The 25,550-nt window shown below is 38.4% G+C and carries 27 protein-coding genes and 1 pseudogene; 24 read left to right on the forward strand and 4 right to left on the reverse strand.

Annotated elements, in window-relative coordinates; genetic code table 11:
- The first annotated feature begins 1 nt into the window (after window position 1).
- From CGC57_RS11350 to CGC57_RS11455, 22 genes and pseudogenes are all read left to right on the forward strand, one after another.
- The gene (locus CGC57_RS11350) at window positions 2–325 is read left to right on the forward strand and encodes a translation initiation factor (protein ID WP_095899215.1); all 324 of its coding nucleotides are present in this window, start codon (window positions 2–4) and stop codon (window positions 323–325) included.
- 34 nt (window positions 326–359) lie between these two features.
- Entirely contained in the window at window positions 360–1,106 is a 747-nt protein-coding gene (gene fabG / locus CGC57_RS11355; RefSeq protein ID WP_095899216.1) for a 3-oxoacyl-[acyl-carrier-protein] reductase, read from the forward strand.
- A 36-nt stretch (window positions 1,107–1,142) separates the two neighbouring features.
- Window positions 1,143–1,949, forward strand: coding sequence for an outer membrane protein assembly factor BamD (locus CGC57_RS11360; protein ID WP_002677223.1), 807 nt, complete (start codon window positions 1,143–1,145; stop codon window positions 1,947–1,949).
- 7 nt (window positions 1,950–1,956) lie between these two features.
- Window positions 1,957–2,271: a DNA-directed RNA polymerase subunit omega gene (locus tag CGC57_RS11365; RefSeq protein WP_002677367.1), complete on the forward strand. Its 315-nt coding sequence runs from the start codon at window positions 1,957–1,959 to the stop codon at window positions 2,269–2,271.
- 84 nt (window positions 2,272–2,355) lie between these two features.
- On the forward strand, window positions 2,356–3,540 hold the full coding sequence (gene coaBC / locus CGC57_RS11370) for a bifunctional phosphopantothenoylcysteine decarboxylase/phosphopantothenate--cysteine ligase CoaBC (protein WP_095899217.1): 1,185 nt from the start codon (window positions 2,356–2,358) through the stop codon (window positions 3,538–3,540).
- 37 nt (window positions 3,541–3,577) lie between these two features.
- Window positions 3,578–4,459 (forward strand): ACP S-malonyltransferase, encoded by an 882-nt coding sequence (fabD, locus tag CGC57_RS11375; RefSeq protein WP_095899218.1) that lies wholly within the window; start codon window positions 3,578–3,580, stop codon window positions 4,457–4,459.
- Entirely contained in the window at window positions 4,456–5,223 is a 768-nt protein-coding gene (locus CGC57_RS11380; protein WP_095899219.1) for an ABC transporter ATP-binding protein, read from the forward strand. Before fabD ends, CGC57_RS11380 begins: the two co-directional genes overlap by 4 nt.
- Window positions 5,224–5,302: 79 nt before the next feature.
- Entirely contained in the window at window positions 5,303–5,833 is a 531-nt protein-coding gene (locus CGC57_RS11385) for a ferritin (RefSeq protein WP_088594723.1), read from the forward strand.
- The gene (locus tag CGC57_RS11390) at window positions 5,833–6,831 is read left to right on the forward strand and encodes an NAD-dependent epimerase/dehydratase family protein (RefSeq protein WP_095899220.1); all 999 of its coding nucleotides are present in this window, start codon (window positions 5,833–5,835) and stop codon (window positions 6,829–6,831) included. The genes CGC57_RS11385 and CGC57_RS11390 overlap by 1 nt, the downstream gene beginning before the upstream one ends.
- 232 nt (window positions 6,832–7,063) lie before the next feature.
- Window positions 7,064–7,741 carry a TIGR02117 family protein gene (locus CGC57_RS11395; RefSeq protein ID WP_095899221.1) on the forward strand — a complete coding sequence of 226 codons (678 nt, stop codon included), beginning with the start codon at window positions 7,064–7,066 and terminating at the stop codon, window positions 7,739–7,741.
- A 58-nt stretch (window positions 7,742–7,799) separates the two neighbouring features.
- Window positions 7,800–8,284: pseudogene (locus tag CGC57_RS13165) on the forward strand (hypothetical protein).
- Between the two features lie 40 nt (window positions 8,285–8,324).
- Entirely contained in the window at window positions 8,325–8,885 is a 561-nt protein-coding gene (locus CGC57_RS11405) for a hypothetical protein (protein WP_095899222.1), read from the forward strand.
- A gap of 42 nt (window positions 8,886–8,927) precedes the next feature.
- Complete coding sequence (lpxK, locus tag CGC57_RS11410; protein ID WP_002677393.1) at window positions 8,928–9,938, forward strand: tetraacyldisaccharide 4'-kinase; 1,011 nt, start codon at window positions 8,928–8,930, stop codon at window positions 9,936–9,938.
- A gap of 30 nt (window positions 9,939–9,968) precedes the next feature.
- Window positions 9,969–10,520 carry a thioredoxin family protein gene (locus CGC57_RS11415; protein ID WP_002677498.1) on the forward strand — a complete coding sequence of 184 codons (552 nt, stop codon included), beginning with the start codon at window positions 9,969–9,971 and terminating at the stop codon, window positions 10,518–10,520.
- Between the two features lie 137 nt (window positions 10,521–10,657).
- Window positions 10,658–11,821: a sigma-54-dependent transcriptional regulator gene (locus CGC57_RS11420; protein ID WP_095899511.1), complete on the forward strand. Its 1,164-nt coding sequence runs from the start codon at window positions 10,658–10,660 to the stop codon at window positions 11,819–11,821.
- 31 nt (window positions 11,822–11,852) lie between these two features.
- Window positions 11,853–12,503 carry a SanA/YdcF family protein gene (locus CGC57_RS11425; protein WP_095899512.1) on the forward strand — a complete coding sequence of 217 codons (651 nt, stop codon included), beginning with the start codon at window positions 11,853–11,855 and terminating at the stop codon, window positions 12,501–12,503.
- 79 nt (window positions 12,504–12,582) lie between these two features.
- Window positions 12,583–12,939 (forward strand): 4Fe-4S binding protein, encoded by a 357-nt coding sequence (locus tag CGC57_RS11430; RefSeq protein ID WP_002677354.1) that lies wholly within the window; start codon window positions 12,583–12,585, stop codon window positions 12,937–12,939.
- Between the two features lie 52 nt (window positions 12,940–12,991).
- Window positions 12,992–14,665, forward strand: coding sequence for a vWA domain-containing protein (locus CGC57_RS11435; RefSeq protein ID WP_095899223.1), 1,674 nt, complete (start codon window positions 12,992–12,994; stop codon window positions 14,663–14,665).
- Window positions 14,666–14,710: 45 nt separating this feature from the next.
- Window positions 14,711–15,964: an NAD(P)/FAD-dependent oxidoreductase gene (locus CGC57_RS11440; protein WP_095899224.1), complete on the forward strand. Its 1,254-nt coding sequence runs from the start codon at window positions 14,711–14,713 to the stop codon at window positions 15,962–15,964.
- An 80-nt stretch (window positions 15,965–16,044) separates the two neighbouring features.
- Entirely contained in the window at window positions 16,045–18,048 is a 2,004-nt protein-coding gene (locus CGC57_RS11445; RefSeq protein ID WP_095899225.1) for a DUF3857 domain-containing protein, read from the forward strand.
- Window positions 18,049–18,121: 73 nt separating this feature from the next.
- Complete coding sequence (flxY, locus tag CGC57_RS11450) at window positions 18,122–19,432, forward strand: flexirubin biosynthesis putative acyl-CoA ligase FlxY (protein WP_095899226.1); 1,311 nt, start codon at window positions 18,122–18,124, stop codon at window positions 19,430–19,432.
- A gap of 6 nt (window positions 19,433–19,438) precedes the next feature.
- Window positions 19,439–20,053: a hypothetical protein gene (locus CGC57_RS11455; protein ID WP_095899227.1), complete on the forward strand. Its 615-nt coding sequence runs from the start codon at window positions 19,439–19,441 to the stop codon at window positions 20,051–20,053.
- Window positions 20,054–20,513: 460 nt separating this feature from the next.
- On the opposite strand, the gene CGC57_RS13125 is transcribed toward CGC57_RS11455, so the two are convergent.
- From CGC57_RS13125 to CGC57_RS11470, 3 genes are all read right to left on the reverse strand, one after another.
- Entirely contained in the window at window positions 20,514–20,648 is a 135-nt protein-coding gene (locus CGC57_RS13125; RefSeq protein ID WP_262482406.1) for a hypothetical protein, read from the reverse strand.
- 158 nt (window positions 20,649–20,806) lie between these two features.
- A complete protein-coding gene (locus CGC57_RS11465; RefSeq protein WP_095899228.1) occupies window positions 20,807–21,256 on the reverse strand; it encodes an acyl-CoA thioesterase in 450 nt (149 codons plus the stop codon).
- Window positions 21,231–22,487, reverse strand: a complete 1,257-nt coding sequence (locus CGC57_RS11470; RefSeq protein ID WP_095899229.1) for an ABC transporter permease — start codon at window positions 22,485–22,487, stop codon at window positions 21,231–21,233. Before CGC57_RS11470 ends, CGC57_RS11465 begins: the two co-directional genes overlap by 26 nt.
- Before the next feature lie 145 nt (window positions 22,488–22,632).
- On the opposite strand from CGC57_RS11470, the gene CGC57_RS11475 reads away from it, so the two are divergent.
- Together CGC57_RS11475 and mraY are read left to right on the forward strand one after the other, a co-directional pair.
- The gene (locus CGC57_RS11475; protein ID WP_095899230.1) at window positions 22,633–23,331 is read left to right on the forward strand and encodes a hypothetical protein; all 699 of its coding nucleotides are present in this window, start codon (window positions 22,633–22,635) and stop codon (window positions 23,329–23,331) included.
- A 204-nt stretch (window positions 23,332–23,535) separates the two neighbouring features.
- The gene (gene mraY / locus CGC57_RS11480) at window positions 23,536–24,774 is read left to right on the forward strand and encodes a phospho-N-acetylmuramoyl-pentapeptide-transferase (RefSeq protein WP_095899231.1); all 1,239 of its coding nucleotides are present in this window, start codon (window positions 23,536–23,538) and stop codon (window positions 24,772–24,774) included.
- A gap of 3 nt (window positions 24,775–24,777) precedes the next feature.
- Here the strand turns inward: mraY and CGC57_RS11485 are convergent, their stop codons facing one another.
- Window positions 24,778–25,446, reverse strand: coding sequence for an alpha/beta fold hydrolase (locus CGC57_RS11485; RefSeq protein ID WP_095899232.1), 669 nt, complete (start codon window positions 25,444–25,446; stop codon window positions 24,778–24,780).
- Between the last annotated feature and the right edge of the window lie 104 nt (window positions 25,447–25,550).

Here is a 25,550-nt window from a genome sequence, read left to right on the forward strand (position 1 = left end):
TATGGACTTAAGAGACCAACTTAAAAATCTTTTCCCCGACCATATAGAAGAGGAAGTACCTCAAGAAATACCATCTACTATATGGTTGCAAGATGAACCTCTACTTTGTAAATACGAGAAGCGCAAAGGCAAACCTGTAACAGTAATCGAAGGTTATAACGGAGCCGATAGCGATTTCAAAATATTAGCTAAAGAACTAAAAACATACCTTGGAGTGGGCGGAACAATAAAAGATGATACAATACTCATACAAGGTGATTACCGCGACACTATTATGCAACTCCTTAAAGAAAAAGGATTTAAAGTAAAATGTGTAGGAGGTTAAAGATAATTAACAATTCATAATTAACAATTATAATATGAAATTATTAGAAGGAAAAACAGCTATTATCACTGGTGCTAGTCGTGGTATCGGTCGTGGTATAGCCGAAGTGTTTGCCGCTCACGGAGCGAATATTGCTTTTTCGTATAGCTCATCGGTAGATGCTGCAAAAGCTCTAGAAAAAGAATTAGCCGCACAAGGTATAAAAGTGAAAGGCTATCAAAGTGATGCCTCCAACTTTGCACAATCACAAGAATTTGTCGATGCTGTAGTTGCCGAGTTTGGCACTGTTGATATCCTTGTAAACAACGCTGGTATCACCAAAGATAACTTGCTAATGCGTATCAGCGAAGAGGATTTCGATAAAGTAATTGAAGTAAACCTCAAATCAGTGTTTAATATGACCAAAGCAGTACAACGTGTGATGCTCAAACAGCGCAAAGGCTCTATTATCAATATGAGTAGCGTGGTAGGGGTAAAAGGTAATGCTGGTCAGTCTAACTATGCAGCCTCTAAAGCGGGAATCATCGGTTTTACTAAATCTATAGCTTTAGAATTGGGGTCTCGTAACATCCGTTGCAATGCTATTGCACCAGGATTTATAGAAACTGAAATGACAGCTGTGCTTGATGAAAAAGTAGTACAAGGATGGCGTGATGCTATTCCTCTTAAACGTGGCGGACAGCCTGAAGATGTAGCCAATGCTTGCGTGTTTTTAGCCTCCGATATGTCGGCTTATATCACTGGGCAAGTGCTCAATGTAGATGGCGGAATGCTCACATAATTTTGTTATATCAGAAAAACTTTTTACTTTTGCCGAATGTTAATGAAAAAATATATCATCATCGGTCTGCTCGGTGTGCTTTTTGCCTCCTGTGGTGAGTACCAAAAAGCTCTGAAATCTACAGATGGGAGCGTAAAATACATAGAAGCTGAAAAGCTCTATAAGGCTAAAAAATACAAAAAAGCAAATCGCCTTTTTGAACAAATAGCCTCAGAATATGCAGGAAAACCTCAAGGGGAACGCATCTACTATATGTATGGTGACGCTTGTTATCAACTCAAGCAGTACAGTTTAGCTTCCTATCAGTTCGAACGTTTGCAGAAGCTGTACCCTCGTAGTGAAAAAGCTACCGAAGCCTCCTTTTTAGAAGCTAAATCGCTTTACTTAGAAACACCTAAATATAGTGTAGATCAAACCTATACTTATCAGGCGCTCGAGAAATTGCAGTACTTTTTGGATAGATACCCTAATAGTGAGTATACCAAAGAGGCTAACGAGCTTACCTTAGATTTGGTAACGCGTTTGGAAAAGAAAGATTTTGAAATTGCCAAACAGTATGATAAAATACGCGACTATCAGGCTGCGATGAAATCGTTAGATAATTTCTTAACCAATAACCCTGGAAGTCCTTTCAGAGAAGAAGCCCTATACACCCGTTTGCACTCAGCCTATGAGTGGGCAATCAATAGTGTGGAAAGCAAAAAAGAAGAACGCCTCAATACAGCTAAAGAAGCCTATGACAACTTGTTGCGCGCTTACCCTGAAAGCAAATTCAAAAAGGAAGCTGAGAATATGCTCGCTAAAATTAATACATCACTAAAAAGTTTTACATCACAAAAATAATTACATTATGGATTTTAAAAAAATAGATGCTCCTACCTCTACGGTTACTTACAACAAATCGGCTATAGAAGCACCTACTGGTAATATTTACGAGGCGATCTCTATTATTGCCAAACGTGCTAATCAAATAAACGCCGAAATTAAAAAAGAATTGGTAGAAAAGTTAGAGGCTTTTGCTACTAATAACGACAGTTTAGAGGAAATCTTTGAGAACAAAGAGCAAATAGAAGTATCTCGTTTCTACGAGCGTTTGCCTAAACCTCAAGCTATTGCTGTAAAAGAATGGTTAGATGGTAAGGTATACTATCGTGAAACCGAATAAAAATGGGTATTTATAAATTGTTTGTTAGGCTTTAAGTAGTAAGCTATCGCTTGCCGTTTAAAGCCTTTTTCAATCTATTTAATTATGAATATAGTACTTGGTATTACAGCAGGAATTGCCGCCTACAAAACGCCTCAATTGGTGCGTTTGCTCACTAAAAAAGGACATAATGTAAAGGTTATCCTTACCGAAAATGCGAAGGAGTTTGTAACACCTCTTACTCTCAGTACAGTGTCTAAAAATCAGGTGCTTACGAGTTTTTCATCTCCTGAGGGTGATTGGCATAGTCACGTAGAGTTAGCTTTATGGGCTGATGCAATGCTCATTGCGCCTGCTACTGCAAATACCATTGCTAAAATGGCTCACGGGGTATGCGACAATCTGCTGTTAGCTACTTATTTTTCCGCTAAAGCACCCGTATTCATTGCTCCCGCAATGGATTTGGATATGTATGCCCACCCCACGGTCACCGAGAATTTAGCAAAATTAGCATCCTATGGCAATCATATTATTCCCGCAACTTATGGCGAACTAGCTAGCGGACTTGTAGGACAAGGACGTATGGCTGAACCCGAAGATATAGTGCTCTTTATAGAAAATACAATCACCGAAAATCTTCCTCTTAAAGGTAAAAAAATACTTATCACAGCAGGTCCTACTTACGAGGCTATTGACCCTGTGCGTTTTATAGGAAACTTCTCCTCTGGCAAAATGGGGATTGCTCTTGCTAATGAAGCCGTACGACAAGGCGCTGAAGTACATTTAGTGTTAGGACCATCTTCTGAAAAGAATATTCACTCACAAATTCATTTACATCGGGTGGTAAGCGCTCAACAGATGTACGAAGTTGCTGTAACCGAATTTTCTACTTGTGACATCGCTATCCTCGCCGCAGCTGTAGCCGACTATACTCCTGAAACTGTAGCCCCCGAAAAAATTAAAAAGAAAGGCGGTAATCTCAGTCTAACCTTAGTTCCTACCGTCGATATATTAGCTTCTTTGGGTAAAATCAAAACTACTCAAACGCTTATAGGCTTTGCTTTAGAAACTGAAAATGAGGTGGCTAATGCCCAAACCAAATTGGAGAAAAAGAACTTAAATGGCATTGTGCTCAATTCGTTGCGCGATGCAGGAGCAGGTTTTGGTACCGATACTAATAAAGTTACTTTTATTACTAAAGAAACACAAATCAGTTTTCCTTTAAAAACTAAAGAAGAAGTCGCTAAAGATATTTTGGCGCAAATATTTGGCATTCTTATAGAAAAGTAATATCTTTGTACTTTCAATCTTATAAAAAATAAAATAAATGAAATCATACATCTTCCCTGGTCAAGGAGCCCAATTTGTAGGTATGGGGCTTGACTTATATGAAAAATCTGCTGAAGCCAAAGCACTTTTTGAAGCAGCTAATGGCATTCTTGGATTTTCTATCACCGATATAATGTTCAGTGGTACTGATGAAGACCTTAAACAAACCAAAGTTACCCAGCCTGCTATATTCTTGCACTCAGTAATCCTTAGCAAGGTGCTCGGTAAAAATTTTGCTCCTCAAATGGTTGCAGGACATTCATTAGGTGAATTTTCTGCTTTAGTAGCCAATGGGGCTCTCTCATTTGAAGATGGTTTGCAATTAGTAGCCAAGCGTGCTGCTGCTATGCAAAAGGCTTGCGAATTACAACCTGGTACAATGGCTGCCGTATTGGGTTTAGAGGATGCTAAAGTGGAAGAACTTTGTGCTACAGTCGATGGGATTGTAACTCCTGCCAACTATAATTGCCCAGGTCAGTTGGTGATTTCAGGTGAACTCAAAGCTGTAGAGACGGCTTGCGAAAAGATGAAAGAAGCAGGCGCTAAACGCGCTCTTGTTCTTCCCGTAGGTGGTGCATTCCACTCAGTACTGATGAAACCTGCTGAAGAAGAATTAGCTGCAGCAATTGAGCAAACAACATTCCACAAGCCGTTATGCCCTGTTTATCAAAATGTAACCACTACAGCCGTAAGCGATGAAAATGCTATCAAAACCAACCTTATCAAGCAACTTACCGCTCCTGTGAAATGGACACAAAGCGTACAACAAATGATTGCTGATGGTGCTACCGAATTTATTGAAGTAGGACCTGGTAAAGTACTACAAGGTTTGGTGAAAAAGATAAATAAAGAGGCTGTGGTAGCCTCGGCTGAACTATGATACAAGTAGAAAATTTACATAAATCTTTCAATGGAACTGAAGTGCTGAAAGGCATTTCCACTACATTCGAGAAAGGCAAAACAAACCTTATTATTGGGCAAAGTGGTTCAGGAAAAACAGTATTCCTCAAATCACTCTTAGGACTCTTTACCCCCGATGCTGGCGACATCATCTACGATGGTGTAAAATACGCCGATATGAAACGCAAAGAACAAGTAGCCCTCCGCCAAAAAATGGGAATGGTATTTCAAGGTAGTGCCTTATTCGATTCGATGACGGTGCTTGAAAATGTGATGTTTCCTTTGAAGATGTTCTCCCAAAAATCAGCTGATGAAATCCGTGAACGTGCTGATATAGTGCTCAGCAGGGTGAATTTGGTAAATGCCGAAAACAAATTGCCTTCCGAAATTTCTGGAGGTATGCAAAAACGAGTGGCTATTGCTCGTGCAATTGTAAATAATCCTAACTACTTGTTCTGCGACGAACCTAACTCAGGTCTCGACCCTAAAACCTCTATCGTAATAGATAACCTTATTCAGGAAATTACCCAAGAGTTCAATATCACCACTGTTATCAACACTCACGATATGAACTCCGTAATGGAAATAGGGGCTAAGATTGTTTTCTTGAAAAATGGATACAAAGAGTGGGAAGGTTCTAAAGATACAATCTTCCGTACAGACAATGAAGCCGTTACCGATTTCGTATATTCATCGGAACTCTTCAAAAAAGTGCGAAAGGCGTATTTGGAAGAACACGTCTAAATTACAACTCTTTTATCCGTATTTAGCAAATAATTACTATCTTTGCACCCACTAAAAAACTTAAAAACAATTTATTAAAATGACAAAACACAAGTACACCAGATCGCAAACTAGTTTGCACCCCGAAATCATCGACCTATTGAATGAACAAGTAAGTAAAGAAGCTGAAGCAAGCTCTCTCTATTTAGCTATGGCTTCTTGGGCTGAATATAATGGCTACTCTCGCAGTGCCGAGTTCTTTTATGACCACGCTGTAGAAGAAAGAGATCACATGATGAAAATCTTCCGCTTCCTCAACGAAAATGGCGCACGTGCTTTTGCTCCTAAAGTAGGTGAAGTACAACAAGAATTTGATTCACTTAAAGAAGTTTACGAAAAAACTTTGGAACACGAAATCAAAGTTACTCAATCTATCTTCGCGATCTTCAAAAAAGCACGCCAAGTAGACGATTACGCTTCTGAAAACTTCTTGCAATGGTTCGTTCAAGAACAGTTAGAAGAAGAACGTTTGGTACACTCTATCCTCGACCTCTTCGAATTCTACAACGAGAACGATTCGCCTATAGCTCTCAAACTTATCGACGAACGTATTCCTTTAGACGAAAAATAATGATTTTAGTAACTGGCGGAACAGGGCTGATTGGCAGCCGCTTGCTTTTTTACCTTACTCAAAACAAGGCGCATAAAGTAAGGGCTATCTATCGCAGTGCCCATTCGTTAGAGAAAGTCGAACAACTTTTTATACAACAATCCCCCAATGGAGCGGAACAATTCTGCTCTATTGAGTGGGTACAAACCGATATAAGTAACATTCCAGCGCTTGAACAAGCATTTGCGAATGTTACTTTTGTTTTTCATTGTGCAGGCTTTATCTCTTTCCAACCTAAAGATTTTGCTCAACTCCTCAAAGTGAATGTAGAGGGAACGGCTAATATCGTAAACTTGTCTATTGATTTTAAGGTAAAAAAACTCTGTTATGTAAGTTCTGTAGCTACCCTTTCTGCCTTGCCTCACACACCTATTGACGAGGAAAACGATTGGAATAATGAGGAAAATAATACCGATTATGCTATCAGTAAGAACGGCGGTGAGATGGAAGTATGGCGTGGCTCTCAAGAAGGATTGCCAGTAGTTATTGTAAATCCTTCAGTGGTGTTAGGTGCTGATTTCTACGAGCAAGGATCTGGTTTATTGTTTAAAAAAGTAGCTAGCGGACTAAAATATTACCCCACAGGGGGCACAGGTTTTGTGGCGGTAGACGATGTGGTACGTGCAATGATTGCCTTACAATTCTCCGAAGTTACGGGAGAACGTTTTGTGCTAAATACAGCTAATCTTACTTATCAATCAGTTTTTGAAAAGATAGCCAAAGGATTAGGAGTGAAAGCTCCTACTAAAAAGATTTCACATAAAGTATTGCGTCGTTTGGCGCGTTTAGACGGCTTTTTAAGTTTCTTGGGTATCAAAAAGCGAACCCTCACTCTCCAAACAGCCGATGCTCTCGGATTGGTAACCACTTATAATGGTGATAAAATTAAAAAGTTTGTTGATTTTCAATACAGTGATATTGATGAAGTAATCCAAGAAATTTGTCATAAAATAACGTGAGTTAGATATAACAGAATGTTGATTTACAGCACTGTATCACAATTTATTTACAAAATAATTCACCGTCAGGTGAAAATTTGTGAGATAATATAAAGTAAAGAGTTTTGTGCACTCCAAATTTCGTGAAAATTCGTGAAATTCGTGGGAGATTAAAAATATTTTGCTGATTGTTAAATAATTACTTACGTCGAACTCACGTTAAAATAAAAACTACAACTTTTGGAAGCTCTCTATGATTAAAAAACTTTTAAAATATTTCCTAAAAACTCTACTCTTTGTAGTAGGTTTTGTAGTACTCTATGGGGTGCTGTGTTTGCTGTTGCCATTGATTCCCATTTCTGCAGAAAAAACCACAGAGCCCAAAACTATTACTATCTACCTTCTCTCTAACGGAAAGCATACCGATTTAGTCCTCCCTACTCAAAATGAGTTTATAGATTGGACTACCAAAGTCTCCCCTGATGATACCAAAGGAAAAAAAAGAGGCGATTGGTTGGCTTTTGGTTGGGGCGACAAAGGCTTTTACCTCAATACCCCTACTTGGGCTGATTTAAAGTTCTCTACAGCAGTAAAAGCTGCTTTTTGGATGAGTGATTCGGCTATGCACACCACCTATTTAGGAGGTAGTGAAGGATATGAAAAAGTAGCACAACTAAGTCTTACAGCTGCACAATACAAGCGTTTGGTAAGCTATATCGACCAGCAGTTCGACAAAGATGCACAAGGTAAATATATACCTATACCCACCAATGCCGTTTATGGCACTACCGATGCTTTCTACGAAGCTAAAAGTACTTACAACTTTCTCTATACCTGCAACACTTGGGCAGACTATGGACTTCGCGCTGCCGGACAAAAATACGCCCTCTGGACTGCCACCGATTCAGGAATATTTAGGCATTATAAATAATTAATAATTGAGGTGTCAAAATAATTTCATGTATTTGCGCTCTGAAAATTAATGTATTATGAAATTATTTAAGGGACAAAGCCTCTTAGAGTTTACTGAACGCTTTAAAACAGACTTAGATTGCGAAGAATACTTAGCTTCCATAAAATGGGAAAAAGGGTATTGTTGCCGTAAATGTGGTCATAAAAAATACCAAGTCAGAAAAGATTTTTATGGATTTGATACAGAAAGTCCTACTGCAGAAACACTATTTTAAGCAAAAAGTCCGCAAAACTATGAAATCCCGTGAATTGCACAAATTGAATGATAGCGTTTAGGTTGATGAATTTACCATAGGAGGAAAAGAGAAAGGAAATACACCAAGTAAAGTCTTGGATACGAGGTATATATTCTTGGGTTTCAGAGTTTAATATAGACCGCTATTTAGCAGAATACAGTTTTAGAATCAATCGCTCACAGAGCAAAGAGACTATCTTTAACAATCTAATAAAAAGATTGATTGAAAGAGAACCTATTTTCCAACCTCTGTTAATATGCCATTAACTTGACACCTCAAAAAATAATTTAACAAAATAATAGATATATGAATAAATTTTTATTTGGAAATAAGAATAATCGCCAGATATGGATAATATTTATTGTAGCTAATTTGCTTTATTCATTAATGATTTTTATAAGTATCCCTCATTTGCAAAAACTTTCGCAAGGCTTACCTATATTGGATATGAGGGCAGGCGGCTATACTTTGGAAGAGGTGCAAGCACTATATACAGCCTTAGGAAGTGAGGGGCGAAGTTACTATCTTTTTCCTCAGTTATTTTTTGATATATTTTATCCAGGGCTTTTTGCAGTGACTTATACTTGGATTATCATCAGGCTATTACAACAACTCTCCATACAAAATAAATGGTTAAAAGGTTTGTGTTATTTACCATTGATTACCAGTTTTTTTGATTATTCTGAGAATATCAGTATCTTCATTACTCTCAAAAGTTATCCTGAGTTGTCCCCTACGCTTGTTCAATTGGGAAGTGTCTGCACATTTCTAAAAAACATTAGCGGGATGATGACTTTCAGTGTGATGATTGTACTGTTTTTGGTATGGGTTGTAAGGAAATTAAGACAGAATAAAAGCTCAAATTAATAAAGAAAAATTGAGGTGTCAATTAATATAATTAACTTAATAATGCGTCATTCGTCATTCGTCATTCGTTATTTGCTTTTCCCCTTTGCAGTGATCTATGGGGCAATCGTTCGTTTGCGCCATTGGTGCTATAACGTTGGCATTTTTAAAGTACATACCTTTGCAGTGCCTACAATTTGTGTGGGCAATGTAGCAGTAGGAGGTACCGGTAAAAGTCCGATGGTGGAGTATCTAATTAGGCAGCTAAAAACAACCCAGCGCGTAGGGGTGTTGAGCAGAGGGTATAAACGCAAATCTAAAGGTTTTGTATTAGCTAATGGAAATAGTACAGTATACGATTTAGGCGATGAACCTTTTCAGTTTTGGAAGAAATTTAAAGATAATATTATATTAGCTGTATGTGGTAATAGGGTGGAAGGAATAGAGCAGATGCTTGCGCTACCAGAGCCTCCCGAAGTAATCATTTTAGACGATGCTTTCCAACATCGTCCCGTAAAAGCAAAAATCAATATAGTACTTACAGCTTATAAACAGTTATTTACTAACGATTGGCTACTGCCAATGGGGCAACTCCGTGATGTAGTAAGTCGAGTGCAACAAGCTGATATAGTGGTAGTAACCAAATGTCCTACTTCCTTGTCTCAAAGTGAACGTTCTCTTATTGAAAAACAGTTACAAAAAAAGGCTCATTGCCCTATAGTTTTTGCTACTATAGCTTATGATGAACAAGTGTTCAAACAAGATGAAGCTATCTCTTTGTCAAACTTTATCAAAAAACCTTTTACTTTGGTAACAGGTATTGCTAATCCACAACCTCTATTAGTGTATTTAAAAGAACAAGGAGCAGATTTTCAGCACTTAAACTTCCCCGATCATCACCATTTTAGTTCAGAAGAAATACAGCAATTGCAAGATAAATGTATTCTCACTACCGAAAAAGACTATGTGCGCCTACAATCTCATTTACAAAACTTATACTATTTGCCCATTGCAATGCAGTTCCTCACCCCTTCCGATGAACATATATTTGGCACGGTTTTTGAAAATCTGTAAACACGAAATAATTTCAAACTTTTATCAACTATGACAAAAAAACTCATCGCTATTGTAGCTTTTATTTTAGCAACAACTGCTACCCTCGAAGCTCAAGAAATTAAATGGATGACTTTTGACCAAGCTATTGCTGCTCAAAAGAAAAAACCTAAAAAAATATTTGTAGATGTATACACTAATTGGTGTGGTCCTTGCAAAATGTTAGCTAATAACACCTTTAAGAACAAAGACTTAGTGAACTATGTAAATGATAACTACTACGCTGTGAAATTCAATGGTGAAGGTAACGAAGTAGTAAATTACAAAGGTCAAAAGTTTGAGAATAAGGATTATGATCCTGCAAGAGCTCAATCGCGCAACTCACTCCACCCGCTCACCAATTACTTGCAAGTGCAAGCATACCCTACAATGGTGTTCTTAGACGAGAAAAACGATTTGATTACAGGTATCACTGGCTATATGTCACCTACCCAATTAGAACTCTACTTGAAAATGTTTAAAAATGACGAACATAAAAGCATTACTAACCAACAAGAGTTCCAAGTATATCAGTCAAAGTTCAAACCTACATTTAAAAACTAATAAATACACTTTTTCATAAACACACGCGAAAAACTCTTGGCAAAATGTCAAGAGTTTTTTAATTTTTTATTATCTTTGCCACATAAATTGGCAAATTAATGCCCGTGCGGCTCGCACTAAATTGGCAAATTAGAATTATGGCAAAAATACTTATTATAGAAGACGAATCGGCTATTCGTCGTGTACTCAGCAAAATATTAGTAGAAGAAAGCAAAGAGTACGAAGTAGAGGAGGCGGTTGATGGTATCGAAGGCGTAGAAAAACTCAAAAAAGAGGACTACGATTTGGTGCTTTGCGACATCAAAATGCCTAAAATGGACGGTATGGAGGTACTCACCGAGATTAAAAAGGTGAAACCTGAAATCCCTTTTGTAATGATTTCTGGTCACGGCGACCTTGAAACCGCTGTAAATGCAATGCGTCTTGGGGCTTACGACTATATCTCAAAACCACCCGATTTGAACCGCTTGCTCAATACAGTACGTAATGCTCTCGATAAGAAGAAGTTAGTAGTAGAGAATAAACACCTCAAAAAGAAGGTGAGCAAGAGTTATGAGATGATAGGAGAAAGTGCTCCTTTGCAACAAATCCGTCAGATGATAGAAAAAGTAGCGCCTACTGAAGCTCGTGTGCTTATCACGGGTTCTAATGGTACAGGTAAAGAGTTGGTAGCTCACGCTATTCACTACCAGAGTGAGCGCAGTGAAGCCCCTATGATAGAGGTGAATTGTGCAGCTATCCCTTCAGAACTCATAGAAAGTGAACTCTTTGGGCATATCAAAGGGGCATTTACTTCAGCAGTTAAAGATCGTGCAGGTAAGTTTGAAGCCGCTAACAATGGTACAATTTTCTTGGACGAGATAGGCGATATGAGCCTCTCTGCACAAGCCAAAGTATTGCGTGCTTTGCAAGAAAATAAGATTACCCGTGTAGGTAGTGATAAAGATATCAATGTAGATGTACGAGTGATAGCTGCAACCAATAAGGATTTGAAAAAAGAGATAGCTGAAGGTCGTTTTCGCGAGGATTTGTACCACCGTTTGGCAGTAATTCTTATTCGTGTGCCTTCACTCAATGAAAGAAGAGATGATATTCCATTACTTATTGATTATTTTTCAGCAAAAATAGCCGAAGAACAAGGTATTAGCCCTAAGAAATTTAGCAAAAAAGCTATGGAACTTCTCCAAAAACAAGATTGGACAGGTAATATTCGCGAATTGCGCAATGTAGTAGAGCGACTTATCATCTTAGGAGGTAAAGAAATCTCAGAAGACGATGTCAAAGCCTTTGCAGGTAAGTAACCTCTTATCTCTTACTTCTTACCTAAACAAAATGAACAAAATAAAATCTTTTCTAAAACCCTTAAAAACCAAACGTTTCTGGAAAGTTACTGCTCTACTATCACTGTGGTTGCTCTTAGTAATCATTGCTTGTAACGTGCAGGTAACTAAAGAGACTAAAAACTTGTTGTACACTCAAGTTGCTGAGGTGCCTGCACATAAAGTAGGTTTACTTTTAGGAACTAATCCTTATTTAAAAAGTGGGGCGCCCAACAAGTATTTTCTTTATAGAATAGATGCTGCGGTTGCCCTATATAAGGCAGGGAAAATTGAATATATTTTAGTGAGTGGCGATAATCATAGAAATGACTACAACGAGCCCGAAGAAATGAAAAGAGCCTTGATGAATAACGGAATCCCTGAAGAACGTATTATCTTAGACTATGCGGGTTTCAGAACCTTAGACTCCGTAGTGCGAGCCAAAGAAGTATTTGGCTATGATACATTCATTGTTATCTCACAACGTTTTCACAATGAGCGTGCCCTTTTCTTGGCAAAGCATCACGATATACAAGCTATTGGTTTTGATGCGCAAGATGTTACTGCCTACTACGGTTTTAAAACACGTGTACGCGAGTATTTAGCACGCACCAAACTCTTTGTAGACTTGTGGTTTGAGGTACAACCCAAATTCAAAAAGTAGTAAATTGATAAAAAAGTATTATCTTTGCGCCCTTTCCTAATCCACAACCTTTAAACACTATAATCACTAACGACTAAAAATGGCTATAATAATAACAGATGATTGTATCAACTGCGGGGCTTGCGAACCTGAATGTCCTAACAACGCTATCTACGAAGGTGCCGATGATTGGCGCTATAGCGATGGTACAGCCCTAAAAGGACGAGTAGTATTGCCCAGCGGATTGGAAGTAGATGCCGATGAGCCTCAACAAGCTATCAGCGATGATATTTATTTTATCATTGCCGATAAATGCACCGAGTGTATAGGTTTTCACGATGAACCTCAATGTGCTGCGGTATGCCCTGTAGATTGTTGTGTGCCCGATGATGCTCATCAAGAAACTGATGAGGAACTTTATGCTAAAAAGCGATTTATTCACAACGAAGAAGCTTAGTTTGGCATAACATTTGACTTTATAAGGGTAAGATTTTTAATGTATTACCCTTATGAAAACAAATGTATCTTTAATGCTGTTATCAGCTTTGTTATTAGCGGCTTGTGGTAACCCCGAAGGTCACCGAAATTCAAGCAATTCAGCCAACCAGCTTCCACCTCCTGCACCTGCTACAACAGTGGAAGAACTTACAGCGAACAAAATGGCTTCGCCTGAAACACCACCTCCGCCACCCCCACCACCTGCGTATGATGCTGTAGTAGAAGAAATGGAAATTGCCAATTCTGAAGAACCTTCTCAACAGCAACCGCGTAGTAATGAAACCTACAAAGAGATTTCTGAAAATCCATTTGTAGCAGTAGCGCAACAACCCGTTACCACTTTCTCTGCCGATGTTGATCGCGCTTCGTATGCTAATTTGCGTCGTATGTTAGGTTATGGTCAGTTACCTCCTAAAGATGCCATTCGCATAGAGGAGATGATAAACTACTTCGATTACGACTATCCTGCACCTACTAAGGAGGCTACTTCTCCTTTGCGCGTGACCCCCGAATTAGCTCCTACACCTTGGAATCCTAAGCATTTGCTATTGCGCATTGGTTTGCAAGCTAAAAAATTGGATTTGGCTCAAGCTCCACCTTCTAATATTGTTTTCCTAATTGATGTATCGGGATCAATGGATGAGCCTAACAAACTCCCTTTGCTAAAATCTTCTTTCAAACTCTTGCTTACTCAGCTCAAACCTACCGACAGAGTGGCGATTGTAACTTATGCCAGCGGTACAAAAGTAGCCCTTTCGTCTACTCTTGTAAAAGAGAGACAAAAAATAGAAAAAGTACTTGATAATCTGTATGCAAGTGGTTCTACCTCAGGTAGTAGTGGTATTCAATTAGCTTACAAAGAAGCTCAAAAAAACTTCATTAAAAATGGTAATAACCGTATTATTTTAGCTACTGATGGCGATTTCAATGTGGGGATTAGTAATCCAAGAGAGTTAGAAAAATTCATTGAAAAACAGCGCGAAAGTGGTATTTATATGTCAGTTTTAGGTTTTGGTATGGGTAATTATCGCGATGATATGGCTGAAACCATAGCCGATAAAGGTAATGGTAACTACGCTTATATCGATGATCTTACCGAAGCTAAAAAAGTATTGGTAAACGAGTTTAGCGGTACGCTTTTCGCCGTAGCAAAAGATGTGAAGTTGCAAATCGAGTTCAACCCTAAATACGTAAAAGAGTATAAGCTCATAGGTTATGAAAACCGTATGCTTGCCAATGAGGATTTTACTGATGATAAGAAAGATGCAGGTGAAATAGGTGCTGGGCATACTGTCACAGCCCTCTACGAACTCATTCCATCGGAAGGTAAAGTGGCTCAAAATCTCCGTTATCAAACAAAAGAACTCAACGAAAAAGGTAAAGGCAATGAGTTAGGATTCCTCAAAATACGTTATAAAGACCCTAAGGTAAAAGATGCCAAAAGTGTAGAAGTAACCGAACCTTTGTTATTTGCTAAGAAATCTTTAAATGAAACTTCTGTAGATTTTCGCTTTGCAGCTAGTGTAGCCGAGTTTGGTATCCTTCTGCGTGGTAATAGCAATAAAGCCCAAGCTACTTACGATCAAGTAGTAGAATTAGCTAATGGTGCTATAGGCAAAGATGAAGAAGGCTATCGCAAAGAATTTGTGCGCTTGGTAAAAAGTGCAAAATTGTTGGCTAAATAGTAAAAAATTACTATATTTGCCCCGTAGCTTTAAAAAAAAGTTTTTATGAAAAAAGAAGTAACTGATGTATTAGTAATAGGCGCAGGACCTTCAGGATGTGTGTCAGCTGCCTATTTGCACAATAATGGCGTAAAAGTACGCGTAGTAGAAAAAACTAAATTCCCGCGTTTGGTAGTGGGGGAGAGCCTTATTCCGCGTGTGATGGATCATTTTGACGAAGCGGGTTTTATGCCTGCCTTGGAAGCCCAAAAGTACGAAGTAAAATGGGGTGCCCGTTTTATCCGTGGTGAACAAGTATGTCAGTTTGATTTCGGTAAAAAGTATGGTAAAGGTTGGGATTGGACGTGGCAAGTGCCCCGTGCCGATTTTGATAATGTTTTAGCTCAAGAAATTATTCGCAAAGGCGTACCTCTTAGCTTTGAAACCGAAGTTACTAATGTGCAGTTTTTTGATGATCATCAAGTTACTACTGTTAAAGACAAGAATCGAGAGGTGTATGAAATCACCTCTAAATTCGTCATTGATGCCAGTGGCTACGGTCGTGTATTGCCTCGCTTGTTAGACTTGAATTCTCCTTCTAAATTAGACGACCACTCTGCTATATTCACTCATATCAAAGAAGAAAATGTGCGCCCGGTAGGTGAAGAAGGTACTTTGATTTCTTTTGATATTTTAGAGAGAGAAGTATGGCTCTGGGTGATTCCTTTCTCTAATGGCAATACCAGTGTAGGAGTCGTAGGGCCTACGCACTACATCAATAGTCTATCGGCTTCTGGTGATACTGCTGAAGCTTTGCGTAAGGCTATCGTAACCTCAGATTTTTACAGAGAGCGCTTCCAGCATTCCGATTTTCTATTTGAACCTAACAAGATACAAAGCTATTCTTGTTCAGTGAAAAAACTCTTTGGCAATGGTTTTGTACTCACCGGTAATAGCACCGAGTTCTTAGACCCTGTATTCTCATCAGGTGTGGCTTTTGCAACTGAATCAGGTATGTTGGCAGCTAAATTGGTAAAACGCGAACTTGCGGGAGAAAAAGTAGATTGGCAAAAAGAATACACCGACTATATGCAACGAGGTATCGATGTGTTCACATCTTACGTAAAAGAGTGGTATACAGGTAATTTGCAAACACTTTTCTTCCATCAACCAGGTAATGAAGATGTAAAAGAAAAAATCTGTGCTGTATTAGCGGGTTATGTATGGGATACCACCAATCCGTTTGTAGCCAAACATAAGCATATCATCGAAAATATGGCGTATGCAATCAATAACGGCTTAGGAATGAAAGAAGCGTAAGTGTTTTTTGGCTAAATAGTAAAAAAGTATTACCTTTGCGCCTTTCATAACTCTTAATTTAAAAACTCTAAACAAAAAAAGTGCAAACAGAAGAAAAAGAACTATACAGCTTCTCAGAAGCACCTGATTGGGCTAAATCCCTTTCAGATAATGAAATGGTACAACTTTTAGTAGAAACTGATTTCTCTCGTGAACAAACTGATGAGGGACGTGACTACTGCTATTTCTTACATAAATACAGCAAAGTAGATAATAATAGTACTTCCGATTATACGTTGATGGCTTACACCCTCACTCAACCCGAAAACTTGGAACGTGCCTCTATGTACGATATGGTACTTGAGGAAAATGAGTACTTTAGCATCCATCGTATTAGTGTGTATCGCAACGGTCAGCTGATTGATAAAACTGCCGATACTACTATAAAAGTATTGGATAACGAAGGGCAAAGCGGTCGTGGTATTATCAGTAGTTCTAAAAAGCTGAACTTCTCTATCAAAGACCTTCACCTCGATGATATCCTCATTTTGGAAGACACCAAAGAAAAGGTGTTTACTGAAAAAGAGTTCTTGCGCCGTGACTTTATGAAGTACGTATATGTAACCCCTGATACTTATTGGGCGTATGGCAAATACCACTTCAAGCTCATCAACAATCGCAACAAACGCGTGGCTTATAAAGATGTGTTCTTCCGCGACGAGCAAGGTAACGTAATCCCAAGTCAGGTGAAGTATTTAGCACAAGGAGAGGCGTTTGAAATAGTACAAGAAAACTATATCAACCCAGTAGACCCTAACCGCGAAATCTTCCCTTTTATAGACTTCGCTACCGATAGTACTTGGAAAGACTTGTCTAACTATATCTATCCGCTTTACGAAGAGGTATTCAAAGCGCAACCCGCTGATTTTGCTCCCGATTTGGTGGAAAAACTCAACAGTATGGCTACCCTCGACGAGAAATTGCAATACGCTATAGAGTTCGTGCAAAACAACATCTACTACGTGTACAACGCCGATGAGATGAACGGACACAAACCACAAGCGCCCGCGCTTACTTACCAAAATAAACAAGGTGACTGTAAAGCGAAATGTGTATTGTTGAAATCTATTCTCAACTATCTTGGCGTAGAGGCTTCAGTGGTGTTGGTGAACTACAATTCCGATTACTATATGCAGTTCTACCTTCCTTCATTGCTTTCGTTCAACCACGTGATAGTGAAAATCAACTATAAAGGGAAAGAGTACTTTGTGGACGCTACTGCTCGTAATGAGTTTGGTAGATTGGAGAAACGCGCTGTGATTTCTTTCTGTCACTTTATGGAAATCTTGCCTAACCAAGAGTTACAAGTGCGTAAACCTACCTATTTCGATGATTTTTGTATCGATGAACGCATCACTTTAGAAGCCAAAGGCAATATAGGTAAAATTCAATTGCTTACTACTTATCGTTATAATCGCGCTAATTCTATGCGTAGTTACTTCAAGTCGAGCAATAAAAACGAACGTTTGGACAGCTGGAACAACTCTTTGTTCTACGCACTCAACTATGTAAACGACCGCAAAGGCAAAGATTTTCGCGAGATATTCAAAGATGCTACTTTGCAAATAGTAAAGGATGACAAGGTGGAAAATGAATTTGTAGTGAAGTACGAAGCAACCATCGAGCAACCTTACTTTGTAGATAGCGAAGGTCGTCGTTTCTTGATGTACTACGATGGTAGTGTGTTGAAAAACAGCATTCGTGAACACCAGCACAGCGATGCGAGTTTTTGGCATAACTTCGATAGTGAGCGTTATGAAATTGAACTCAAAACCGATGAAAATATCGATACTAAGGAAAAATACACCGTACAAGAGTGTGATATCAAAAATGAGTATTTCACCCATAAAACCCAAAAGTTCATCACTAAAAACTCTGGTAAGGTGATTGTAGAGTACAATCCGCTCACAAATATCGAATTGCCATTGCATAAGTTAGAACCTATCCGTGAAGATTATCACACTATGGCTGATAGCAACTTCGGTATCGGTATCGATGTGGTAGAAAAAGGATTCTTAAATTCTTTAAAACGACTTTTTAAATAAGATACTTACACTTTGCCAAAGGTGCGAGCCACACAGGCATAGAACCTTTGGCAAAGTTTTATTAATAAAAATAATGAGTGCACTGCTTCCAACCATAGAAACCCAATCTGAAGCCGAAATTATTGCTTTTCAAGAAGAAAAACTGAGAGAACTATTGCAATATCTCAATAAAAAATCGGTTTTTTATCAAAATCTCTTCCGCAAGCACCATATCCGTATAGAGGATATCCGCACTCTTGCCGATTTACAAAAAATACCCACAACCCATAAAGACGATTTGCAGCGTGAAAACGATGCTTTTCTCTGCGTGCCTAAAAGTGCTATTGTAGACTATGCTTCTACCTCAGGTACTATGGGAACGCCCGTTACTTTTGGTCTTACCGACAAGGATTTAGATCGTTTGGCGTACAACGAAACTATCTCATTGGCTTGTGCAGGCATTCAAAAAGGCGATGTAGTCCAACTGATGACTACTATCGACCGCCGTTTTATGGCAGGTTTAGCTTATTTCTTAGGCATACGCAAAATGGGGGCAAGCATCATTAGGGTAGGGGCAGGAATTCCTGAATTGCAATGGGATTCTATCCGATTGTACGAACCTAAATACCTTATTGCAGTGCCTTCCTTTGTGCTGAAAATGATAGAATATGCCGAAAAGAATGGTATCGACTATCGCGCTTCTTCCGTGAAAGGAGTGGTGTGTATAGGTGAGGCGTTGCGCAATCAGGATTTTAGTCCTACACTCTTAGCAAAAAAGATTACTGAAAAATGGCAGGGATTGCAACTTTACTCCACTTATGCTTCTACCGAGATGAGCACTACTTTCACCGAGTGTGAGTACCAACACGGAGGGCATCACCACCCCGAGCTCATCATCACTGAGGTATTAGACGACGATGGTCATCCCGTACCCGATGGCGAGAGTGGAGAGCTAACGATTACTACTTTGGGAGTGGAAGGTATGCCACTATTGCGTTTTCGCACAGGCGATATAGTAGCGATGCACAACACCCCTTGTAAGTGCGGGCGACATACGGCACGAGTGAGTCCTGTACTGGGTCGCAAACAGCAGATGATCAAATACAAAGGAACAACCCTCTACCCGCCAGCCCTAATGGATTTGCTTACAGGCTTTGAGGCTATAGAGAATTACATTATAGAAATCAATACTAATGATATCCTCACCGATGAAATTCTTATCAAAATAGGAACAAAAACTCCTACAGAAGCCCTTCGCGAGCAAATATGCAACCATTTTCGCGCTAAACTAAGGGTAGTCCCTAAGATTGAGTTCTGCGATATAGCCCTCATTGAGCAGCAGCTCTACCCGTTAGGCAGTCGCAAACCGATGAAATTTGTAGATAAACGCAAACCATTAAATTAATTATATATGAAGACAAAAAAACTATTAGCAATCTTATTTTTATGTGTTACTTTAGCTGTAACAGCCCAAGATTTTCAAGAAGAAAGAGGTAATTTGTCTTTCCTAAAAGATCAAAAAGTCGTAAATGTAGAGTTCAAATACGATAATTTGCGACTAATGAAAGACAATGTTACCGAAAAAGAATATGTAGATGAACGTCGTGAATACCTAAATAATAAAGATAAAGGAAATGGTGATGTTTGGTTTAAGAAGTGGGAAAATGCTAAAGAAGGTATTTGGAAACCCAAGTTTTTAGAGCTTATGGTAAAGACTATTACATCATCTAAAGGTATTGAATTTAAAGAAGGAGTTACTGATGCCCCTTATACTCTCATTGTGGATGTACAATGGATATACCCAGGTTGGGATGCTTGGGTGATGAAACAAGCTGCCAAAGTAACAATGGTCTTGAAATTTGTAGAAACACAAAACAAAGATAAAGAACTATTTCAGTTGCGTTCTATTGAGGCTCCAGGTGATCAGTTTGGTAATAATTTTAGCAATGAATCACGTATAGGCGAGGGCTTTGCAAAAACCGCTAAATCCTTTGGAAAGCTCATTGTCAAACGCCTTAAAAAATAATAATCACAACACTCTTAATTGCAATACCCTTTGTCAAAGTCTTAGAGACTTTGACAAAGTTTTTTTGTTTTCAAGAATAGAGATTTGTTAAATCTTTATCTAAAACCATTCGATTGAAAGCAAAAAGCCCTTTTTCTATTTCTCGGGCTGTTTTGTTATGTTCTTTTGCAAGTTTTCGCAGAAAATCTAAATAATTAAGCCAGCTATTAGAAGTAATAACTTTCCATTCAATTTTGTAAAGAGTCTTTAAAGCTTGCATACAGCGTTCATCAATAATCGGATAGTTATCACTATCTGTTACACTTAAAATTGCAGAAGCGACCGGAATTCTTACACCTTTGAGTTCTGTAAGCTTCTCTATTTTTTTCTTCTCATCACTTTCTGCAAAGGCTTCTCTAGTGATTTTCTCTACAAGGGCAGCATCGTTAGAATCATATCTTTTTTTAGCACGACGTGATTTTCACAAGCAAATTTGCATAAACTCATCTTTGGTAAGATAACCTTTTTTACGCCATTCTTTTCCCTCTTCGTAAAGCCTTTTTTCTACATCGTAAGACTCTATGTAGAAGTCTAATCTTTCAATAAATTCGTTCATTTTAATTCTTTTAGTACTTTATTTTTTAAAAGTGAAAATTTCTCACTAAATTCATAAAAGTTATCTTTTTCAATGATTTTACTATATTTGTTGAATAATTTTTTTAGTTCTTCATTAGGGACATTTGCTAATTTTCCTACAAAGTAAAAGTAAAGACATCAATTGTCACTTATCACTTTTTTCTCCCATTCTTCGTAGAAAGTGGGTTTATACAGTGATAAACTATTATCTTTTAATGAAGTAAATACCTGTACAGTTTCTCCCGTACAAACTAACTCATTAGCTTCGTTGTAGATAAAATACTGAAAGATGAGTTTCGCTACATTGGAGGGAATATATTGAGTTTCAATACGCAAGCGTTCGCCATATCGTACCATTTTTTTGTGTTCGCATACGCTCTTCACAATAGGGGTTGCATAGCCTTCGCGCTCTACATCAAGGTAAGAAATGCCGTACTTTCTCCCAAAGGCTTCTCGTCCGTCTTCAAAATATTTGATATAGTTGCCGTGCCACACAATACCAAGCGGGTCGGTTTCGCTAAAGCGTACCGTAATAATAAAACTCTCAGATAAATTCGCAGGTTTATACGTTTCTTTTGGCTTTGTCATAATAAATAGAGATAAGAATACAAGTGATGAAAAAGAGCAGTAAAGCGCCTATTTTAGGCAACAAACTACTCGCAGAACCGCCTCTTAGTAATACCTCGTAGAAGGCTTGTAATCCCCAGTTCATAGGGGAAATATTAGAAAGTAATTGCATAATATGGGGCATTGCAAAGGTAGGTATCCACACACCTCCAATGGCTGCAAAAAGCACTGTGAGGGTAGCTCCCAAGGGCGCTGATTGTTCTTGTGTTTTTGCTAAAGTACCTAAGAGTACCCCCAATCCTATTGCTGAAAGCCCTGAGGCTATGGCGACTAACAACAAGGGTAAAAGTTTACCTCCCACGTCCAATGTTGGTAAGCCTAAATAAGGAAATACGAACACCCCCATTACTACCATCAAAGTGAATTGTAGTAAGCTAATCATCAGAAAAACAATGATTTTAGCGGTGAGCAATGCCCAGTAGGGTAGGGGACTCGTGAAGAGTCGGAGTCCTGTGCCTTGTGTTTTTTCCTTTACAATACTTGCCGATAGCGGTATGGTTATGAAGAAGATAGCAAAGAGAGCCCACGCGGGTACGTTGTGCTGGGTAGCGTTGGGGATAGCAGCAGTAGCCGTATTAGGATTGATTTCTCTAAAACTTACTAACGCTTCAGTTTTTGGTAAACGCACCCCTTCCTCTAACTGACTCTCAAAGGCTTTATAAATAAACTGATTTTCTATTTGGTATAGCAATTTGTCAATGCCACTCTTCACACTTTCTTTAAACGAAGTCTGTAAAGTAGGGTCAAAATAGAGGCGTATTTCTTTGGTTGTATAAGCCGTTTCAGTAGGCGTTACGGTTTCTCCTGCAAAAGTGCTGATAATCGTCTCCACATTCTGTTGCACTTTAGTTTGCAAGCTGGAGGAGAGTTCAGCGGGAATTACAATAGCCAGCAGGTAGTTGCCTTTCAGCACCTGCTCACGCGCCATAGCTTCGCCTATAGGTTTTCCGTCCAGCGTTTTCACCATTTCGAAAGCACTTCTTTCTAAACTCTTACTGATATTTTTAGCAATTTCACCGCCATCGTTATCCACTAACAGAACGGCTGTTTTCTGCTCACTGATATTCTTAAAAGCCCCGTCCTGCAAAAGCGTAATGGTTACCACCAATAGCAATGGCATTGCAAAGAGAATGATAAGTGCCCCCACATCGCGCAACAGCAATAAGGCTTCTTTTTTTATAGATTGAAACATAATGGTTTGAATAGGGGGCAAAGATACAGATATTTTGCTAATTATTTCCTAATTTCTAAATCCTAATTCCTAAAATTTTTCGTCATTCATAATTATTTTGTACATTTGCGCCTTGATTTGTTTCTTTCTTAAACTTATATAACAAATGAAGAAATTTATTCTATTAGCTATAGCGTTCATCACCTTGCAGTCTTGCAGTGTAACTAATGTATTTACTTTTCATAACGATGGAACTATTTCCACTGATATGACCTTAGATATGAGCGAAATGCTCGCTATGGAAGCTAAAGCAAAACAGGGTGAAAATAGCCTGAAAAATGTGAATATGCCTAAATTTCCTAAAGAATGGCAATCGGTATATGACTTTCAAAAAAATATAGGTAGCAAGGATTCTATCTCAGAAGAAGAGGCTACTTTGCTCAAACGCTCTATGATTAAAGGGTTGTTTAAAGACGATAAAGAAGTGGGATTTGAGCTTCGTTTTAGTCATTTTCCTCCTGAACAGTTCGCTTCTATCACTACTATTTTAGACAAAGGAAAGCAGAAAAACACACCACTGCAATTGCCTTCTTTTAAATGGGAAGGTAAAGAATTGCATATTGATATGAATATTTTCGATTCCAAAAACGATGATGAACAAGCAGAGCGTCTTGCTCAAATGAAAAAAATGTTCAACATAGAGCTCAATAATACCCTTGTTTTTGAAAATAAAATAAAGAAAATAAAAGGCAAACATCCTTTTATTCAAAAAATAGATGCACACACTATAAAAATAGATGTAAATGCTCCAGAAGGCAAAAAGAAAAAGAAACGCGATAATGAAATTGTGATTATAACAAAATAATTGTTATTTTCGTTTTTGGCGAAAAAGTAAAATAAGAAGATGCGTTATTTTCGTTTTTGGCGAAAAAGTAAAATAAGAAGGTGTGTTATTTTCGTTTTTGGCGAAAAAGTAAAATAAGAAGGTGTGTTATTTTCGTTTTTGGCGAAAAAGTAAAATAAGGAGAAGCCCCATTTTAATTGTTAATTGTTAATTGTTCATTGAAAAATGTTATACCATTTACTAGAAAATCTTGAAAAATATTACGACTTTCCAGGGTCGGGATTATATAAATATTTGTCGTTTCGTGCAGGTTTGGCTTTGATGCTCTCTCTGCTCATTTCCACTATTTATGGGAAACGCATTATCAGTTTTTTACAACGCAAACAGATAGGCGAAACGGTACGCGATTTAGGTCTTAGCGGTCAGAATGAAAAAGCAGGAACACCTACAATGGGGGGGATTATCATCATCCTTGCAACTCTCATTCCCGTATTGCTCCTCGCAAAGTTAGATAATGTCTATACCTTGCTCCTCATCATCACAACTGTATGGATGGGAACTATTGGCTTTATCGACGACTATATCAAAACTTTCCGCAAAAATAAAGAAGGTCTTAAAGGGCGTTTCAAAGTATTAGGACAAGTAGGCTTGGGGATTATCGTAGGGGCAACCCTTTATTTCAATAGCAATGTAACTATTAAAAACGAAAAAACAGGTATCGGGCGTGTGCGCACTGAAGTCGTTGCCCAAAATAATACCGATAATGTAGTTGTCCCCGAAGTAAAATCTACTAAAACTACCATTCCATTTGTGAAAAATAACGAGTTTGACTATGCCGACCTTATTGCGTGGACGGGTGATAACTATCACCACTATGTGTGGCTCATATTTATCCCTATTGTCATCCTCATTGTTACTGCTGTTTCTAACGGTGCAAACCTTACCGATGGTATCGACGGACTGGCGGCGGGAAGCTCGGCTATCATAGTCCTGACTTTGGGTATTTTTGCTTGGATTTCAGGTAATATTATCTTCTCAGAATACCTCAATATTATGTATATTCCAAGAGTAGGAGAAATGACGGTGTTCATCGCTGCTTTTGCAGGGGCTTTGGTAGGTTTCTTATGGTACAACACCTATCCTGCTCAAGTGTTTATGGGCGATACGGGTAGTTTGACTATAGGGGGGATTATCGCTGTGATTGCTATCGCTGTACGCAAAGAATTGCTCATTCCTGTACTTTGCGGTATTTTCCTAATTGAAAACTTATCGGTGATACTACAAGTAGCTTATTTTAAATATACGAAGAAAAAATATGGCGAGGGCAAACGCATCTTTTTGATGTCACCTTTGCATCACCATTATCAAAAGAAAGGTTATCACGAAAGCAAAATCGTAATGCGTTTCCTTATTGTAGGTATCTTTTTAGCAGTTATCAGTATAGTAACACTGAAAATTAGATAATTCTCAATTCTCAAGTATCAAAGGATTTAGGTTTTCGTTAAACCATTTATACCGATTGATAATCATAATATGAGTGCCGTTTTTCACTACAACGGCATTTTTTATATACTGAATAGGAAAAACAGGGTCTTTATCACCGTGAATGTGAATTGTGCGGGGTAAAGGCTCTTTTTGTTGCCAATTCACAATGCGATCTATCGACCAATCAAGGTAGGCAGGTGAGCGCATCCCGATGTATTTTTCGTATAGGGCAATGCGTTTGCTGAGCACTTCAGAAAATGAAAATCTCTTCCAAAATTCTAAATCGCTAATAGCGCGTGTAGGTAATAACTTGTGCAGATTGGTATAGCGCGCCAAAAGCATTTTTTTAGGCAGTTCATATTGTGTTTTCACACTCGATACAACTATCAATTTCTTGTAGTTGTCACATTGTTTAGCAATTTCTTGTATGATAATCCCTCCAAACGATACTCCCAAGAGTATGGGAGAAGGCTCAGTAATTTCTTCAGCAATACGTCCTGCATAGTGCGCTAAACTCTCGTTTTTCTCTGGAGTAATCCAGTCGAGCAAGTGCACACGGCAGTTACTCGGGAATTGCAAGCGCTCAAAAATCTTAGGACTGGCTGCCATTCCCGGCATTAAATAAATAGCAGGATTATCTTTTATATTCATTTAGTATTGTTTTTTTACGAAAAATTAGTAACTTTGCAGCGAAATAATTTGGTAATAATCTTACCTTTTATCTCTTATTTTTTCACTAACAGAAGCAAAGTTAC

The sequence above is a fragment of the Capnocytophaga sputigena genome, from assembly GCF_002302495.1.
Taxonomy (GTDB): domain Bacteria; phylum Bacteroidota; class Bacteroidia; order Flavobacteriales; family Flavobacteriaceae; genus Capnocytophaga; species Capnocytophaga sputigena.